This is a genomic window from Gordonia malaquae (assembly GCF_037148075.1).
GTDB classification, from domain to species: Bacteria; Actinomycetota; Actinomycetes; order Mycobacteriales; family Mycobacteriaceae; genus Gordonia; species Gordonia malaquae.
Genome location: NZ_JBBCUB010000002.1, coordinates 648,407 through 666,307, shown reverse-complemented (window position 1 = coordinate 666,307; position 17,901 = coordinate 648,407). Strand labels below are relative to the sequence as shown.

Sequence of the window (17,901 nt, the reverse complement as noted above, 5' to 3'; positions counted from 1 at the left end):
AGCTCGACGTCCCACCCACGAGATGTTCAATTCAGCGACAAAGTGACCGACCGGCCGGGTGCTGCGGGCCTCACACTTTCAGCCGACTTCCCTGTGACAGCTCGCCGCACAGCATGACAATCACCGCTCAAGCCGAAAGCACAGGGTGTGCTTGTCATCTCGCGAGCCTCGTCGGCGAAGAACGCTCCCCCGCCTTTCGATTGTGAAACCCATCGTTAGCAACACGACAGCGACGCCGATCAGCGTTGTACCGACGGCCTTGAATCCGGTCGCTGTGCTGCTTCTGATTTACGTTATTCGCGGCGTCTGATGGATGCTCGTCGGGGAGCGTACTGCCGAGTGGGAGCCGCTGCACCGCAGAGTCGGATTTGCAGAACACGGGCGGATCACGTCGGCTGGGTCGCATCGCTACACTCGGGAGCGTGAGCACGCCGATCCCCACACCGTACGAGGACCTGCTGAAACTGGTCCTGGAGACAGGCACGCCGAAGGCGGACCGAACCGGTACCGGGACCAGGAGCGTGTTCGGGCATCAGATGAGGTTCGACCTGTCGGAGGGCTTCCCGCTCATCACGACGAAGAAGGTCCATCTCAAGTCGATCGTCTATGAACTGCTGTGGTTCCTGCGCGGCGACTCGAATGTCGGCTGGCTTCAGGAGCACGGAGTCACCATCTGGGACGAGTGGGCCGACGCGGACGGCGAACTCGGGCCGGTGTACGGCGTGCAGTGGCGCAACTGGCCCACCCCGTCGGGTGAGCACGTCGACCAGATCCAGACCGCCCTCGACACGTTGACGGCCAACCCGGACTCGCGACGCAACATCGTGTCTGCGTGGAACGTCGGTGAGATCCCGCAGATGGCGCTTCCGCCGTGCCACGCGTTCTTCCAGTTCTATGTCGCCGACGGGAAACTGTCGTGCCAGCTGTATCAGCGCAGTGCCGACCTGTTCCTCGGAGTTCCGTTCAACATCGCGTCGTACGCGCTGCTCACGCACATGATGGCGCAGCAGGCGGGACTGGACGTCGGGGACTTCATCTGGACAGGCGGCGACTGCCACATCTACGACAACCACGTGGAGCAGGTCACCGAGCAGCTGTCGCGCGAGCCGTTCGCCTACCCACGTCTCGAATTGCGGAAGGCCGCATCGATCTTCGACTACGAGTTCGACGACATCGCCGTGGTCGACTACACGCCGCATCCGGCGATCAAAGCTCCGGTGGCGGTCTGACGTGGTCGGCATCCGTAGGCAGATACGGCCTGCTCCGGACTACCGGACGGGTCCGATCACCAGCGCAGCCCGGTGGATGGGCCCCGCCGTGACAGGCATCGTCACCATTGTCCTCCTGGCGACCTATCCGTCGCTGCCCGACGAAGTGCCGACGCATTTCAACGGTGTGGGAGAAGCGGACTCGTTCGGCCCGCGGTGGTCTGTGCTCATCCTGGCGGCGATCTTCACAGTGATCGGCGCACTGTTCCCGTACCTCGCGCGAAAGCCGCAACTGTTCAACCTGCCGGTTCGAGTCACCGAGGACAACGCGCAGGCGTTGTACCGCGAAGGCGAGACGATGCTCGTGTTCATGGGGGTCGGGCTCTCCCTGCTGTACGCAGGCATCGGTCTCGCCGTTCACGAGATCGGCGGCGGGATCGTCCTGGCGACCGGCTTCACCGTCATGATGGGCGCGGTGCTGATCGGTCTGATCCGCATCTTCCGCGTGTCCGCACGATCGGAGCGCTGATGACCGTCGCACTCGTCTGGGCACAGGACCGTGTCGGAGCGATCGGCAAAGCCAACACCATCCCGTGGCGCGTCCCCGAGGACATGGCCCGCTTCAAGGCGCTCACCGGCGCCGGCGCCGTGATCATGGGCCGCAAGACGTGGGAGTCGCTACCGGCGTCGTTCCGCCCGCTGCCCGGCAGACGCAACGTGGTCGTCACCAGGAACAGCGCGTTCGACGCTCCGGGCGCCGAGGTGGTCGCCGGTCTGCAGGAAGCCCTCGATCTGGTCGACGGTGTCGCATCGGTGATCGGCGGCGGCGAGATCTACGCGGCGGCGATGGCCGTCGCGACGCACCTCCGGGTCACCGAAATCGATCTGCACGTCGAGGGCGCGGACGCGTTCGCACCCGAGATCGACCTCGACATCTGGCAGGCCGAGTCGACGGGGGACTGGCTGTACTCGAAGACCGGCACGCTGTACCGATTCGTCGACTATCGACGACGACCACTGCCGTGACCAGCGAGTTCCTCGTCGGTGCGGCCCGTTCGGGCAAGAGCAGGCATGCGTCGACGCTGGCGGCCGAGTCGGGCGATCGGGTGATCGTGCTCGCCACGGCCGTCGCGGGCGATGCGGAGATCCGAGCGCGGATCGCACGCCATCGCGCCGACCGACCGACCGAATGGACGACCGTCGAGGAACCGTACGATCTCGCAGCCGCGATCCGACGCCACGCAACCGACCGAACCGTCGTCATCGTCGACTGCCTCACCATGTGGCTGGCCAACCTGCACTACGGCGCAGAGCGTCCTCTCAATCGAGAATCCGCGCTCGACGAGCTTGTGACTGTTCTCGACGGGCCGCCCGGACGAGTAGTCGTGATCTCCAACGAGATCGGAGCGGGTGTGGTGCCCACAGACCCGCACTCCAGGGCGTTCGTCGACGACCTCGGACGACTCAATCAACGGGTGGCGGAAGTGTGCGACCGGGTCACGCTCCTCTCGGTGGGACTGCCGCTTGTACTGAAGGACATGCGGTGACAGCCGATATCTCGTTGCCCCAGGCCAGGCGCATCGCACTCGCCGCCCAGGGATTCACCGACCCGATGCCGTCGGGCGAGCCGACTCGCAGCCACCTGAAGCGGGTCGTCGGCCGCACTCGGTTCCTGCAGATCGATTCGGTGAACATCCTCGCCCGCGCGCACTACATGCCGACGTTCAGCCGGATCGGGCCGTACGACGAGGGACTCCTCGATCGTGCCGCCTGGTCGGACACGAAACGGTCGCCGCGCCTGTACGCCGAGTACTGGGCTCACGAGGCCGCGTTGATTCCGATCGACGACTGGCCGTTGATGCGTTGGCGGATGGACGACTATCGAGACGGTCGGTACCGCTACACGCGCGACGTGATGCGACGCAACGGCGAGCTCGCGGCGGACATCCGCGCGGTGATCGTCGCGCAGGGAGCGTCGACGCCACGGCAGATCGAGGGCGCGCTGGGCATCGAACGTCCGTCGGCGGCAGCCGGAAGTTGGTGGGACCGCGGCGATGTGAAGCACGTCTGCGAAGCGATGTTCGCATCCGGCGACCTGTCAGCGACACGCAACGCCAACTTCGTCCGACACTACGACCTCGCCGAACGCATCGTCGGAGACGAGCGTGCGGGACTCGAGATTCCTCGGCACGACGCGCATCGCGCGTTGGTCGCACAGGCTGCGGCCGCGCACGGTGTCGCAACAGTCGCTGATCTCGCCGACTATTACCGGATGACCACCGCTCAGGTGCGCGCCGTCCTCCCGGACCTCGTCGACGACGGAGTCGTGACCGAGACCTCCGTGGACGGCTGGCGCGACACCGCCTACCTGCATCGAGATGCGCGAACCCCGCGGTCGGTGCGTCGCAGCACACTGCTGTCGCCGTTCGACCCGCTCGTGTTCTTCCGGCCGCGCACCGAGCGACTCTTCGACTTCCACTACCGCATCGAGATCTACGTGCCCGAAGCCAAACGGGTGCACGGCTACTACGTTCTGCCGTACCTCATGGACGACCGGGTCGTCGCGCGAGTCGACCTGAAAGCAGATCGTGCGGCCCGGGTGCTGCAGGTCCTCGCATCGCACGTCGAACCGGACGTCGACAGGGGAGAGGTGGCGCAGCGGCTCGCCGTCGACCTGCAGACGATGGCCCGGTGGCGCGGGTTGGACGAGGTGAACGTCCATCCCCGCGGGGAGTTGGCGGCGCACCTAAACTGTTCGGTGTGAACACTTTCCAGCGTGTGGCCAAGGCCGTCAATGCAGTGATGCTGCCGATCATGAAGGCCCCGATCATCGGGCCGAAACTGAGCTCGTCGATGACGGAGATCACCTACACCGGACGTCGGAGCGGACGGACGATCAGTCTGCCGATCGCTTTCCAGCGCAAAGGCGACGACACCGTGGTCATCGGGGTGGCCGCTCCGTCTCAGAAGACGTGGTGGCGCAACTTTCAGCCGGGGCCGGAGCCGATCAGCATCGTGCTCGACGGTGTAACCCGCACCGGCACGGGCGTGGCGAGAATCGGTGACAAGGGCACCGCCGTCATCGTCACTCTCGACGCGTTGCCTGCTTGATGGCTCGCCGACTGCCGCTGGACGGTGTCCGGGTCCTCGAACTCGGCAACTACATCGCCGCCCCGACCGCCGGGCGCATGCTTGCCGACTTCGGTGCCGAGGTCATCAAAGTGGAACGCGAGACCGGCGACGAACTGCGCAATTGGCGCCTGTACGACGGCGACACGTCGATGCTGTTCCGCACGATCAACCGAAACAAGAAGTCCATCGTCCTCGACTTGCGAACCGATGCGGGGCGCGACGACGTGCGTGCGCTCGCCGCGCACTGCGACGTCGTCCTCGAGAACTTCCGGCCCGGGACGATCGAGAAGTGGGGGCTCGGTCCCGCGGAGCTCAGCGAGGCCAATCCGAATCTGATCTTCGTGCGGATCTCGGCGTTCGGCCAGACCGGACCCTACGCCGAACGGCCGGGCTTCGCCGCCGTCGCCGAGGCGTACGGCGGATTCCGGGAACTCGTCGGAGATCCCGACCGACCACCCGTGCGCGTCGGAGTGTCCATCGGCGATTCGATCGCAGGACTGTACGGCGCGTTCGGCGCGGTCATGGCCCTGTACGAACAACTGCGTCGCCGTGACGAGTCAGACGAGCCGTTGCCGCTGGAGGACAGGATCGTCGACGTCGCGCTCAACGAGGCGATCTTCTCGATGATGGAGTCGCTGGTGCCCGACCTCGGCGCGTACGGCGTCACGCGCGAGCGGACCGGCGGCCGGATGGAGGGCATCGCGCCGTCCAACGGCTACACCTGCGGCGACGGACTGTCCGTGGTGATCTCCGGCAACGCCGACGCGATCTTCGGACGCTACATGCGGGCCATCGGTCGCCCCGATCTCGCCGACGACCCCGACCTGTCGACGAACGACGGGCGCTGGCGGCGTCGCGACGAGGTCGACGACGCGATCGGCGCGTGGACCGGGACCCTGCCCCGCGCGGATGTGCTTGCAATACTCGACGACGCGGGTGTTCCCGCCGGGCCGATCTACACCGCCGCGGACATCGTCGCCGATGAGCAGTACCAAGCGCGGAACATGGTGCAGCACTTCGACGTCGACACCGGGGGAGACACCCCGCGCAGCGTCGGATTCCCCGGCATCGTGCCGGTCCTCGGCGAGAAGTCGTTGCCGATCCGCTCCGTCGGGCCCGACCTCGGTGAGCACACTGACGAGCTTCGGGAGCGTTTCCTCCGCGATGGATGACTCGCCAACTCTGGAGACCTTCTCCGGCCCCTGGACCGGAAAGGCCTCCGAGGTTGAAGCGTCGATAAACTCGCTCCCATGACAGCCCTCCACGACGCGATCCTGCGCGATGTGACTCTCCGTGACGGTTTGCAGTTGACGGGTAAGGCGCTCGATGTGCAGACGCGTGTCGATCTGGCGCGGACGTTGTTGGCCGCGGGAGTGCCAGAACTGGAGATCGGGTCGATGGCCCGGCCCGATCTGGTGCCGCCGATGGCCGGATCGCTCGACGTCGTCGCCGAGCTCACGCCGGAGGAGCTCGAACGCTGCTGGATCTGGGTCGCGACGCCTCGACATGTGGAGAAGGCGATCGCTGCGGGAGCGCGCAATGTGCAGTACTGTTTCTCGGCGTCCGACGCCCACAACAAGGCGAACATCGGTCGCCTGACGGAGGACAGCGTCGCCGCGATGCCACGGGCGATCGACATGATCCGCGAAGCGGGTGGACGTATCCAGTTGTGCATCGCGACGGCGTTCACGTGCCCGTTCGACGGGCCTGTCGATCCCGCCCGAGTACGGGGCATCGTCGCCGATCCGCGCACGGTGGAGGCCGACGACATCGTCCTCGCCGACACGCTCGGCCAAGCGCACCCGGCACAGGTGTCCGACCTCTTTCGGACAGTCGACGCCGCAGGGCGACGCCTGGTCTTCCACGGCCACGACACATGGGGGATGGGCGTCGCGAACTCGCTCGCCGCGATCGAGGCGGGCGCCCACATGGTCGACGGCGCACTCGGCGGTCTGGGTGGCTGCCCGTTCGCCCCGGGAGCGAGCGGCAACACGTCGTCGGAAGACCTATTGTTCGCGACCCGACCCGACTACCTCACGCCGAAGCTGCTCGGGATGCTCGTCGAAGCAGGCGAGACGTTGCTCGCCGAACTCGGGGAGACCTCGCGATCGAAGACGGCGCAGGGAGCTCGGTCGAAGGCATCGGCGTTCGAATGGGTGATCGGCGGTACCGGCCAGTAAAGTCCCAGCCATGGTTGATGGAGTCACTCGCGACGGTAAGTCGTACAAGCTCGTCATGTTCGATCTCGACGACACGCTCGCGCCGTCGAAGACTGCGATGAGCGACGAGATGGTCGAACTGTTCCGCGAACTGCTGGCGACGAGCCTGGGATGCATCATCTCCGGCGGACAATACGGCCAGTTCCAGTCACAGGTCCTCGACCGACTCGGCGACTTCCCCGACAAAGCGAACCTGCACCTGATGCCCACCAACGGCACCCGCTACGTCCGCTGGTCAGGCGACGACTGGGAGACCGTCTACGCCGAAGACCTCTCCGAGGAGCAGAAGTCGCTCGCAATGGCAGTCGTCGAAGAGGGGGCTCGCGAACTCGGTCTGTGGGAGTCCAAGACGTGGGGCCCGATCCTCGAAGACCGCGGCAGCCAGGTCACCTTCTCCGCGCTCGGCCAGTCGGCCCCTGTCGACGCGAAGGCGGCATGGGATCCGGACGGCCGCAAGAAGGAGTCGCTGCGCGCTTACGCCGCGGCGCGCCTGCCCGAACTCGAAGTCCGCAGCGGGGGGTCGACGTCCGTCGACATCACCGCGAAGGGCATCGACAAGGCGTTCGGCGCGCGTCGTCTCATGGAGATTCTCGGGCTGGGCATCGACGACATTCTCTTCTTCGGCGACCGCCTCGACGACGGCGGCAACGACCGCCCCGTCGCCGACCTCGGCATCGACTCGGTCCACGTCCACGGCTGGGAAGACACATACACCAAGCTCGGGGCTGTCGTACGCGGCTGAGTTCAGTTGGGTCGCGGGCCTTTCGACTCGCAAGCTCGCTCAAGGAGCAGTAGGACAAAGCTCGCTCAAGGAGCAGTAGGACCAAGCTCGCTCAAGGAGCAGTGGGCCAACGTGCTTCCCACTGCTCCTTGAGCGAGCGGAGCGAGTCGAATGGACGGTCCGGTCAGCGCAGGAGGCTGGCGCGGAGAGAGTTGATGTCGGCGTCGGTCAGGCGCAGACCCTTGCGGATGTAGCCGTCCATCGAGCCGTACTTGCGGTTCGCCGCCGCGAAGGATGTGTTCAGCAGACCGATGTTGACACCGTTGAGGACGTCGTTCGGCGATGCGTGACGGAATCGGTTCGACGCGAGGAAGTCGGCCTTGATGGTTCCGCGGTCGACGCCGAGGATCGTGAGCAGCGTCGCGGACACCCAGCCGGTGCGGTCCTTGCCCGCTGAGCAGTGGAACAGCGTCGTCTGTCCATGTGCGGCCGTCGATTTGATCGCGAGGAGCGCACGGCGGATCTCGGTGCGGGCCTGCTTGTCGGTGACAAAAGCCGCGTAGGCCTGCTTCAGGTCGACGAGAGCGATCGGCGGCAGTCCGCCGAGGACGTCGGCGTTCACCGTGCGGGCGCCGGGAACGGGTCGGTTGGCCTGGAAACGCTTCTCGAGTCCAGTGCGCAGATCGACGATGGTCGTGACGTGACGCTTGGTGAGCTTGCGCGTATCGGCTGCGGTGATCTTCGAGAGATTGTCGCTGCGCAAGACGAGGTCGTCGACGTGCTTGCCGCCGAGCCCTCGGTAGCCGTCGAGAGTACGAGTGTTCTGTGTTCCGGTCAGTCCGATCTCACGGCCGGGTGTGAAGACCGCCGCCGACAATGCCGGGTTCGCGCCCGGAGCCGCCGACGCGGGCGAGACGACAACCGTCGCGGCAGCAGGTGCTGCGAGAAGCGAGGTGGACAACGCGATCGCCGCGGTACGACGACGGAGGGAGAAAGTGTTCACGACGATCATGATGCACCTGATCCGTGACCCGCGCAGGGCAACGGTTCCCGCAGACAATGTGAGTGAACGCATGTACACTCAATTCTCATGACCGCAGTTCACGACACGCTCTCCGACGTTCGCACCGACGAAGTCCGTGCGCTCACCGACCTCGCATTCACCGAGATCGGGGTCGCGGTCGGTGGCGTGCACCGGACTCACCGCGGTATCTCCGACCGAGTGTTCCGCTGCGTCGGACTGGTCGCGGGCCGAGCGTCCGATCCGGTCAAGACGGTGCACGACGCGATCACCGACGGTGTCTACTCGGCGATTCGAGCAAGCACCGGCACGGCGGCGACTGTCGGAGGGGCGGTCGCCGACCTGCCGCTCGCGGTCCCGCCGTCGCACACCCGAACCGGTGCCACGGTCATCGCGGCGGTCGCCGGACTCATCGGCGACGACCTCGCAGACCGTCGGTCCGTTCTCGCCGACGGTGGGGTGACGCTCCGAGTGGACGGCGCCCCGGTGGAGTTCGGAAACGATGCGGTCGCCGCGGCGTATCCGGGGGCGACGGGCAAGATCATCGTCTTCGTGCACGGACTGATGGAGACCGAGCACGCATTCGAGATCGGGGAGGGGCCGCATTACGGACCGCTGTTCGCCGAACTCGGCCACACGCCCGTCCACGTCCGATACAACTCCGGCCGCCACATCTCGGTGAACGGCCGCGGACTCGCGCAGCGTCTCGACCGACTCGTCCAGGACTGGCCCGTCGACGTCGAGCAGATCATTCTCGTTGGACACTCGATGGGCGGACTGGTGGTGCGCAGCGCCGTTCATCACGCCGATCAGGTCGGCCAGGGCTGGGTCCGCCACGTCACCGCCACGGCGAGCCTCGGAACTCCACACCTGGGCGCGCCGCTGGAGAGCCTCGCCCACTACGGCAGCGCCGCACTGCTGGCCTTCCGTGAGACAGCGTCGTTCGGTGCCCTGCTGCGGCGGCGGAGTGCCGGCATCCGGGATCTGCGCGGAGGCAGCCTCGTCGACGCCGACTGGGAGAACCGCGACCCCGACGAACTCGGCGCGGCGATCGCCCAGGAGATTCCGCTGCTCCCCGGCGTTGATCACTACTTCGCGTCGGCGACGATCACTCGCTCGCCGCGTAACCCGATCGGCCGTCTCATCGGCGACGGGCTCGTCCTGCGGCCGAGTGCGAGTGGGGAGAATCGCGCCCGCCGGATCGGATTCGACCCCGCAAACGGAGTACACCTCGACCGCGCCCATCATTTCTCGCTGCTGGCGAACGAAGACGTCGCGATCGCGCTGATCGACTGGGTCGGCTGATGCCTGCGTCCGACGCTGCGGGACAATGGCGCGACAGGGTCCGGCACTCGCCGGACCGCAGATCCGCTTGTCAGGAGTCCAACGGTGTCCGAACTCGTGCCGCTCAAGGTGCAATTGGTGGCCTCGACGCAGTTCACGCCGCCCGCCGACATCGACTGGAGCACGGACACCGACGGCGGCGAAGCGCTCATCGAGTTCGCCGGACGCGCATGCTACGAGAGCTGGGACAAGCCGAACCCGCGTACGGCAACGAACGCCGGATACCTGCGACACGTCCTCGAAGTGGGGCACACCTCCCTGTTCGAGCACTCGAACGTCACCTTCTACATCACCGGCATCTCCCGGTCGTGCACACACGAACTCATTCGTCATCGACACTTCTCGTATTCGCAGCTCTCCCAGCGCTTTGTGCCCGAGCACGACTCCAACGTGGTCGCGCCGCCCGCGATCAGGGGAGACCAGCGCCTTGAAGAGTTGTTCGTCAAGGCCACCGACGCGTCGCGGGCCGCGTACACCGAACTCCTGACCGAGCTCGAAGCCAAGTTCGACGACGTCCCGAACGCGATTCTGCGACGTAAACAGGCCCGTCAGGCGGCCCGCGCGGTGCTGCCGAACGCGACGGAGACCCGGATCGTCGTGACCGGCAACTATCGGGCGTGGCGCCACTTCATCGGCATGCGCGCCACCGAGCACGCCGACGTCGAGATCCGCCAGCTCGCCGTCGAATGCCTTCGGCAGCTCGCGGACATCGCGCCGACCGCTTTCGGAGACTTCGAAATCGGTGAACTCGCGGACGGAACCCACGTCGCGACATCACCCTTCGTTTTCGAGGGCTGACGGTCGATCGCACCCGCCCAGGCGGTAGCCTGAGCGGCATGGAAACCGCAGACGCAGGGCGCGTGAAACACCCGTTTGGAACGGTCTCGGTGGCAATGGTGACCCCCTTCACGTCGAAGGGTGAGGTCGACTTCGACAAGGCGGCTGAACTGGCCGACCAACTCGTCTCGCGAGGCTGTGACGGCCTCGTCGTCTCCGGCACCACAGGAGAGTCTCCGACGACCACCGTTCCCGAGAAGACCGATCTCCTCAAGGTCGTCCTCGACGCCGTCGGCGACCGCGCCCGCGTCGTCCAGGGCGCAGGCAGCTACGACACCGCCGAGACCATCCGCCGCTGTCGCGACGCCGCAGAGATCGGTGCGCACGGACTGCTCATCGTGACCCCGTACTACAGCAAGCCGCCGCAGGCAGGCGTGTACGCGCACTTCACCGCCGTCGCGGACGCCACCGACCTGCCGGTGATGCTCTACGACATCCCGCCGCGATCGGTGGTCCCGATTGAGACCGAGACGATCCTGCGTCTGGCCGAGCATCCCAATATCAAGGCCGTGAAGGACGCCAAGGGAGACTTGCACGCCGGCGCGACGATCATGGCGCAGACCGACCTCGAGTTCCTGTCCGGCGACGACGGCATCAACTTGCCGTGGCTGTCGGTCGGCGCCTCCGGATTCGTCAGTGTGATCGGCCACCTGGTCCCGGACCGGCTCGCTGCTCTGCGTGACGCGGCGGCGGCAGGCGACCTCGACCGAGCTCGTTCGCTCACCCGCTCGATGGCGCCGCTGGTCGACGCGATGGGTCGGCTCGGCGGAGTGACGATGGTCAAGGCCGCACTACGGATCACCGGCCTCGACGTCGGCGACCCGCGACTGCCTCAGGTGGCCGCGGACGGCCCGCAGATCGAGGCGCTCATCAATGATCTGCGCACCGCGGAGGTGATCTGACATGGCAGGCTCACAGCGTCGTCGTCGCGCCGGACGTCCGGCAGGACCGCCGAGCGAGACCCAGAAGCCCACGAAGAAGACCGGCCCCGCCGTTCCCGAGGCGACGGGCATCGGGGTCACCGGCGACATCATCGACCGCCTGACCGCGCCGAAGCCACTGGTCAAGGGTGGCCTCCGCGTTGTCGCACTCGGCGGCATCGGCGAGATCGGCCGTAACATGACGGTCTTCGAGTACGACGGCAAGCTGCTCATCGTCGACTGCGGTGTGCTCTTCCCCGAAGACCAGCAGCCGGGCGTCGACTTGATCCTTCCCGACTTCAGTTACCTCGAGGGACGCACCGACGACATCGAGGCCGTCGTGCTGACACACGGCCACGAGGATCACATCGGCGCCGTTCCCTTCCTGCTGAAGCTCCGCTCCGACATCCCCGTCGTCGGTTCGCGATTCACCCTGGCACTGGTCGCCGCGAAATGCCGCGAGCACCGTCTGCGGCCGAAGCTCATCCAGGTCGCCGAGGGCGACCGCCAGGACTTCGGCGCCTTCGACTGCGAGTTCTTCGCAGTCAACCACTCGATCCCGGACGCCGTGGCCGTCGCGATCCGCACTCCCGCAGGCCTCGTGCTGCACACCGGCGACATCAAGCTCGATCAGCTGCCGCTCGACGGCCGCCTCACCGACCTCGCGGGCTTCTCGCGACTCGGCGACGAGGGTGTCGATCTCTTCCTCGTCGACTCCACCAACGCCGAAGTTCCGGGATTCGTGACGCCCGAGCGCGACATCGGCGGAGTGCTCGACAACGTGATCGGCAAGGCCAAACAGCGCGTCATCGTCGCGTCGTTCGCGAGTCACGTCCACCGCATCCAGCAGATCGTCGACGTCGCGCACCGCCACGGCCGCCGCGTCACGTTCGTGGGTCGTTCGATGGTCCGCAACATGCAGATCGCGCAGGATCTCGGCTACCTGTCGGTGCCCGAGGGTGTCGTCGTCGACATGGACACGGCCGCCACCTTGCCCGACCACCGCCTCGTCCTGATCTCGACCGGCTCGCAGGGAGAGCCGCTGTCTGCGCTGTCGCGGATGGCTCGCGGTGAGCACCGCCAGATCAACGTTCGCGCCGACGACCTCGTCGTCCTCGCGTCGTCGTTGATCCCCGGCAACGAGAACTCGGTGTTCGCCGTGGTCAACGGGCTTGCGAAGCGCGGCGCAACCGTCATCACGCAGGCCAGCGCCAAGGTTCACGTGTCGGGCCACGCGTCCGCGGGCGAACTGCTGTACCTGTACAACGCGGTCCGGCCGTCCAACGCGATGCCGGTTCACGGGGAATGGCGGCACCTGCGCGCCAACGCGGCACTCGCCGAGGCCACGGGCGTGCCCTCCGACCGCATCGTGTTGGCAGAGGACGGCGTGGTGGTCGACCTCGTCGACGGTCGCGCGCAGATCACCGGCCGGGTGCCGGTGGGTCACGTCTACGTCGACGGTCTGTCCGTCGGCGACGTCGGTGACTCCACACTGTCCGATCGCCTCGTTCTCGGTGAGGGCGGATTCATCTCGATCTCCGTCGCCGTCGACACCACGACCGGTGTCGCGGTCAGCGCCCCGAAGGTGGACGGCCGAGGCTTCTCCGACGACCCGACAGCGCTCGCCGAGGCCGTCGTGCTGGTGGAGAAGACGCTCACCGAACTCGCCAACGAAGGCGTCACCGACACGCACCGGATCGCACAGGCAGTCCGCCGAGTGGTCGGCCGCTGGGTGGCGGGCAAGTACCGCCGCCGACCGATGATCGTGCCGACCGTGATCGCCGTCGGGGACGACTAGCGGTGTCCCTCGCCCGAGACGAACGCGCGGCTCTCGTCGCGACGCTCCGGAACGTCGGTCCCGACGCTCCGACGATGTGTGAGGGTTGGACGGCCCGTGACCTGGCCGTCCACCTCGCCATCCGGGAGCGACGCCTCGACGCCGCGGCCGCGATGATCCTTCCTCCGCTGTCCGGGCACGCTCGGTCGGTCGAGGCGTCGTATGCGGCGAAGCCGTGGCCGGTGCTGATGCGGACGGTGCTCGACGGTCCGCCCTGGTACTCGCCGTTCCGGCCGCTCGACTCGGTGCTCAACCTCGCTGAGATGTTCGTCCATCACGAGGATCTGCTGCGCGGGGGAGCGGACCCCACGGGCCCGTTCCTGCCGCGGAAACTGTCGTCGGCGATGAACCGGGCGCTGGAGACTCCGCTGTCGCTGGTGGGACGTCTCACGCTGGCGAAGGCGCCTGCGAGAGTGACCCTCGGGTCGCCGGACGGGCGGGAACTGTTGACCGTCGGTCGTGGGGAATCGGTCGCCGTGACCGGCTCGGTCGGCGAATTGCTGCTCTTCGCATTCGGTCGCGCGCCCGTCGACGTGACGGTGACCGGACCGCAGGCTGCGGTCGACGCCGTCCGGAAGAGCGAACGGTCCGTCTGACGCCGGCGAGGCCTCAACGTCACGAAAAGAACACGACCTGTGCCGTTCCGGTGTTGCGGGTGTGACTGTTGTGACGCAGGGGCACTAGTCTGGACCCATGGCTTCTCAAGCAACCACGCGTCGACGTGCGGCTGCCGGCACCTCCACGCCTCGGGCGGCTGCGAGCCGGAAGCCCGCAAGCAATCGGCAACCGCAGAAGGATCGTGCACAGAAGGGTCGCGGCGGGCAGCCGCAGTCGCGCGCACGCAAGGTGCCCGCGGGTCGGCAGGCGCCGCGCACTCCTGCCAAGTCTCAGGACCTGCATCGTCCGTCTGTCGTTGTGACTGTCGGCCACGGCGCCGCATCCGCGTGGACCATGCTCGCCAAGGGGATCGGGAACCTCGCACGAGTCGGGTCGCACCGCGATGACGAACCGTCGGCCCGGCGCGACGGGGTGGCGCTGGCGATTCTGTTGCTCGGAGTCGTCGCCGCCGTCGGAGTCTGGTTCCATGCGCTCGGACCGGTCGGTGCGTTCATCGACACCCTGATCAGGGCCTGCGTCGGATCGCTCGCGTACGCGGTGCCCGTGGCCCACCTGGCGCTCGCGGTGTGCCTGATGCGTTTCGCGCCGAACCCGGACCGCCTTCTGCGCAATGTCGGCGGCACTGTGCTGCTCTCCATCGCTGTACTCGGGATGACGCATCTGATTCAGGGCGCACCCCGCGACTACGACGGCCGAGCCGACGCGGCGGGCTTCGCGGGCTACGCAGTAGGCGGTCCACTCACCGATGCGGTCACCGTGTGGCTGTCGGTTCCGGTGTACCTGGTGGCCGCTGCGTTCGGCGTGCTCGCATTCAGCGGCCGCACGCTGCGCGACGTGATCCACGGCGCACAGGAGTACCTCGGACTCGGCCGCGACTACCGCTACGGCGAGGACGATTACTACGACGACGACTACGACGAGTACGAGGACGACATCGCAGACGACGATGTCGACGCCTCGCCGGACCCGGCTCCGTTCGACATCGGCGACTCGTTCGACGACGCCGACGACGGTTACGGCGATCCGTACGACAACTACCCGCCCGACGAGCGTCGTCAGCCACAGGAGCGACGCGCACGCGGCGACCGGCCGACGCGAGAACGGCCCACTCGAACGAGCAGTCGTGCGGAACACGACCGCGCGTCTCGGACGTCGCCGTCGGTGTCGGGTCGGCGCACCGCGGGGGAGGACCGTGACGCGCATATGCCGGATCTGGTGATCGAGCCGATCCTGCCCGACACGCAGATCACTGAGCCGATCGGGCCGCTCGCGGACCTGGACCCCGTGCCAGCTCCGGTTGCCGAACCCGCGCCGCGTCGACGTCCCGCGCGTCGTGAGCCGGCGCCGACTCCGCCGCCCGCACCTCGCGCTCCCGCAGTGCCGCGTGCGAACGACAGCGGCTACGAACTACCGCCCGCCGATCTGCTGATCGCGGGAGACCCGCCGAAGACGGGGAGCTCGGCCAACGAAGACATGATCGACCGGATCAACTCCGTCCTCGAACAGTTCAAGGTCGACGCGGCCGTCACCGGCTACACCAGGGGCCCGACTGTCACGCGCTACGAGGTCGAGCTCGGACCCGCGGTCAAGGTCGAGAAGATCACGCAGCTGCAGCGCAACATCGCATACGCGGTGGCGACCGACAACGTGCGCCTGCTGGCGCCGATCCCCGGCAAGTCGGCCGTCGGCATCGAGGTGCCCAACTCCGACCGCGAAATGGTGCGCCTGGCCGACGTCCTCGACGCGCCGAGCACCAGGCGTGACGATCACCCGTTGATCATCGGCCTCGGCAAGGACATCGAAGGTGATTTCGTCAGCGCCAATCTGGCGAAGATGCCGCACCTGCTGGTCGCCGGTTCCACCGGCTCGGGCAAGTCGAGCTTCGTCAACTCGATGCTCGTGTCGCTGCTGACCCGCGCGACGCCCGAAGACGTCCGGATGATCCTGATCGACCCGAAGATGGTCGAGTTGACGCCGTACGAGGGTGTTCCGCACCTCATCACGCCGATCATCACCGAGCCGAAGAAGGCCGCCGCGGCGCTCGCGTGGCTCGTCGAGGAGATGGAACAGCGCTACATGGACATGAAGATGTCCCGGGTGCGTCACATCAACGACTTCAACGAGAAGGTGCGGTCGGGTGAGATCAGCACACCGCTGGGCTCCGAGCGCGTGTACAAGCCGTACCCTTACATCGTGGCGATCGTCGACGAGCTCGCCGATCTGATGATGACCGCGCCGCGCGATGTGGAGGACGCGATCGTCCGCATCACGCAGAAGGCGCGTGCGGCCGGCATCCACCTGGTCTTGGCCACCCAGCGCCCGTCTGTCGACGTCGTGACCGGTCTGATCAAGACGAACGTGCCGTCACGACTGGCATTCGCGACGAGTTCGCTCACGGACTCCCGCGTGATCCTCGACCAGCCGGGCGCCGAGAAGCTCATCGGCATGGGCGACGGACTGTTCCTGCCGATGGGAGCCAACAAGCCCATCCGCATGCAGGGTGCGTTCATCACCGACGAGGAGATCTCGGCGGTCGTCGAGTTCACCAAGGAGCAGTCGGAGCCCGAGTACACCGAGGGCGTGACCTCCGCCAAGGCGTCGGACAAGAAGGAGATCGACTCCGACATCGGCAACGATCTCGACGACCTGCTGCAGGCGATCGAACTCGTCGTGTCCAGCCAGTTCGGGTCGACGTCGATGCTGCAGCGCAAGCTGCGCGTCGGCTTCGCGAAGGCCGGACGTCTCATGGACCTGATGGAGACACGCGGGGTCGTCGGACCCAGCGAGGGATCCAAGGCGCGCGACGTTCTGGTGAAGCCGGAGGACCTGGCCGGGGTGATCGCATCCATCACCGGTGGCGGGTCCGACGACGGTTCGCTAGACTGACGGTGATCAGGAGGGGAGTATCCCCTTACCTATGGCGTCTCCGTCAATACGGACTTGCCGCGGACATCCGCCGATCGGATGTCGGGCTCGCTCCCGGAGCGCCGCCGTCACTCCGGTGACGGTGGGAGAGACCTCCAGCATCGCTCAATCGAGCTGAACGCTGGAGGTTTTTTCATGCATGTTTCTCTGACCACCTGGATCGTCACCGGGTTGGTGATTCTGGGGCTCTTCGTCTTCGACTTCTTCGCCCACGTCCGCACGCCGCACGAACCGACACTCCGTGAGTCGGGATTCTGGTCGGCTGTCTACATCGCCATCGCCATCGCCTTCGGCGGATTCGTGTGGTGGCAGTGGGGCGGAGTGTACGGCGGGGAGTACTTCGCCGGGTACGTCACGGAGAAGGCGCTGTCGGTCGACAACCTGTTCGTGTTCGTCGTCATCATGGCGAAGTTCGCGGTCCCGAAGATCTACCAGCAGAAGGTCCTCCTGCTCGGCATCGTGATGGCGCTCGTGATGCGCGGCGCGTTCATCGCAGTCGGCGCGGCCGCGATCAACACCTACAGTTGGGTGTTCTACCTGTTCGGGCTGTTCCTGCTGCTCACCGCCGTCAAGCTGCTCACCGAGAGCGACGCGCCCGTCGAGCACGAGAAGGAGCGCGAAGGCCGCCTCGAACGAATGGTCAAGAAGTTCTTCCGGACCTCTGACACCTACGACGGCGACCGTCTGATCACCAAGGTCGACGGCAAGCGCATGATCACCCCGCTGCTGCTGGTCTTGGTGGTCATCGGCTTCACCGACGTGCTCTTCGCGCTCGACTCGATCCCGGCGATCTACGGCCTCACCCAGGAGCCGTACCTGGTGTTCACCGCCAACGCGTTCGCGCTGATGGGACTGCGCCAGCTGTACTTCCTGCTCGGCGGACTGCTCGACAAGCTGATCTACCTGTCGTACGGACTCTCGTTGATCCTCGCCTTCATCGGCGTGAAGCTGGTGCTGCACGCACTGCACGAGAACACTCTCGGCTTCATCAACGGCGGCGAGTCGGTGCACGTCCCGGAGATCTCGACTCCGCTCTCGCTGGCGGTGATCGGCGGCACCCTGCTGGTGACCACCGTGGCGAGTCTGGTCGTGTCCAAGCGACGCGACGCGTCGGTCTGA

17 protein-coding genes are annotated in these 17,901 nt (G+C 66.6%); 16 read left to right on the top strand and 1 reads right to left on the bottom strand.

What is annotated here, in order from left to right:
- Nucleotides 1-422 precede the first annotated feature (422 nt).
- From WFK36_RS10195 to WFK36_RS10155, 9 genes are all read left to right on the top strand, one after another.
- Nucleotides 423-1,229 carry a thymidylate synthase gene (locus tag WFK36_RS10195; protein ID WP_336791543.1) on the top strand — a complete coding sequence of 269 codons (807 nt, stop codon included), beginning with the start codon at nt 423-425 and terminating at the stop codon, nt 1,227-1,229.
- Nucleotide 1,230: 1 nt separating this feature from the next.
- Nucleotides 1,231-1,737 (top strand): DUF1648 domain-containing protein, encoded by a 507-nt coding sequence (locus WFK36_RS10190; RefSeq protein ID WP_336791542.1) that lies wholly within the window; start codon nt 1,231-1,233, stop codon nt 1,735-1,737.
- A complete protein-coding gene (locus tag WFK36_RS10185; protein WP_336791541.1) occupies nt 1,737-2,234 on the top strand; it encodes a dihydrofolate reductase in 498 nt (165 codons plus the stop codon). The genes WFK36_RS10190 and WFK36_RS10185 overlap by 1 nt, the downstream gene beginning before the upstream one ends.
- Nucleotides 2,231-2,755 (top strand): bifunctional adenosylcobinamide kinase/adenosylcobinamide-phosphate guanylyltransferase, encoded by a 525-nt coding sequence (cobU, locus tag WFK36_RS10180; RefSeq protein WP_336791540.1) that lies wholly within the window; start codon nt 2,231-2,233, stop codon nt 2,753-2,755. Before WFK36_RS10185 ends, cobU begins: the two co-directional genes overlap by 4 nt.
- Complete coding sequence (locus WFK36_RS10175; protein WP_336791539.1) at nt 2,752-3,972, top strand: winged helix-turn-helix domain-containing protein; 1,221 nt, start codon at nt 2,752-2,754, stop codon at nt 3,970-3,972. The genes cobU and WFK36_RS10175 overlap by 4 nt, the downstream gene beginning before the upstream one ends.
- Nucleotides 3,969-4,319, top strand: a complete 351-nt coding sequence (locus WFK36_RS10170) for a hypothetical protein (protein WP_336791538.1) — start codon at nt 3,969-3,971, stop codon at nt 4,317-4,319. Before WFK36_RS10175 ends, WFK36_RS10170 begins: the two co-directional genes overlap by 4 nt.
- Nucleotides 4,319-5,512, top strand: coding sequence for a CaiB/BaiF CoA transferase family protein (locus tag WFK36_RS10165; protein ID WP_336791537.1), 1,194 nt, complete (start codon nt 4,319-4,321; stop codon nt 5,510-5,512). The genes WFK36_RS10170 and WFK36_RS10165 overlap by 1 nt, the downstream gene beginning before the upstream one ends.
- A 78-nt stretch (nt 5,513-5,590) precedes the next feature.
- Nucleotides 5,591-6,520 carry a beta/alpha barrel domain-containing protein gene (locus WFK36_RS10160; protein ID WP_336791536.1) on the top strand — a complete coding sequence of 310 codons (930 nt, stop codon included), beginning with the start codon at nt 5,591-5,593 and terminating at the stop codon, nt 6,518-6,520.
- Between the two features lie 10 nt (nt 6,521-6,530).
- Nucleotides 6,531-7,301, top strand: a complete 771-nt coding sequence (locus WFK36_RS10155) for an HAD-IIB family hydrolase (RefSeq protein WP_008382228.1) — start codon at nt 6,531-6,533, stop codon at nt 7,299-7,301.
- A 163-nt stretch (nt 7,302-7,464) separates the two neighbouring features.
- On the opposite strand, the gene WFK36_RS10150 is transcribed toward WFK36_RS10155, so the two are convergent.
- On the bottom strand, nt 7,465-8,292 hold the full coding sequence (locus WFK36_RS10150; protein ID WP_336791930.1) for a tyrosine-protein phosphatase: 828 nt from the start codon (nt 8,290-8,292) through the stop codon (nt 7,465-7,467).
- A gap of 78 nt (nt 8,293-8,370) precedes the next feature.
- On the opposite strand from WFK36_RS10150, the gene WFK36_RS10145 reads away from it, so the two are divergent.
- From WFK36_RS10145 to WFK36_RS10115, 7 genes are all read left to right on the top strand, one after another.
- Complete coding sequence (locus WFK36_RS10145) at nt 8,371-9,606, top strand: esterase/lipase family protein (RefSeq protein ID WP_336791535.1); 1,236 nt, start codon at nt 8,371-8,373, stop codon at nt 9,604-9,606.
- An 84-nt stretch (nt 9,607-9,690) separates the two neighbouring features.
- Nucleotides 9,691-10,443, top strand: coding sequence for an FAD-dependent thymidylate synthase (thyX, locus tag WFK36_RS10140; RefSeq protein ID WP_336791534.1), 753 nt, complete (start codon nt 9,691-9,693; stop codon nt 10,441-10,443).
- A gap of 38 nt (nt 10,444-10,481) precedes the next feature.
- The gene (gene dapA / locus WFK36_RS10135; protein WP_336791533.1) at nt 10,482-11,384 is read left to right on the top strand and encodes a 4-hydroxy-tetrahydrodipicolinate synthase; all 903 of its coding nucleotides are present in this window, start codon (nt 10,482-10,484) and stop codon (nt 11,382-11,384) included.
- Nucleotide 11,385: 1 nt separating this feature from the next.
- Entirely contained in the window at nt 11,386-13,200 is a 1,815-nt protein-coding gene (locus WFK36_RS10130; protein ID WP_336791532.1) for a ribonuclease J, read from the top strand.
- A gap of 2 nt (nt 13,201-13,202) precedes the next feature.
- Entirely contained in the window at nt 13,203-13,835 is a 633-nt protein-coding gene (locus WFK36_RS10125; protein ID WP_008379293.1) for a TIGR03085 family metal-binding protein, read from the top strand.
- A 97-nt stretch (nt 13,836-13,932) separates the two neighbouring features.
- Nucleotides 13,933-16,743 (top strand): FtsK/SpoIIIE family DNA translocase, encoded by a 2,811-nt coding sequence (locus WFK36_RS10120; protein ID WP_336791531.1) that lies wholly within the window; start codon nt 13,933-13,935, stop codon nt 16,741-16,743.
- 174 nt (nt 16,744-16,917) lie between these two features.
- Nucleotides 16,918-17,901, top strand: a complete 984-nt coding sequence (locus WFK36_RS10115; protein ID WP_336791530.1) for a TerC family protein — start codon at nt 16,918-16,920, stop codon at nt 17,899-17,901.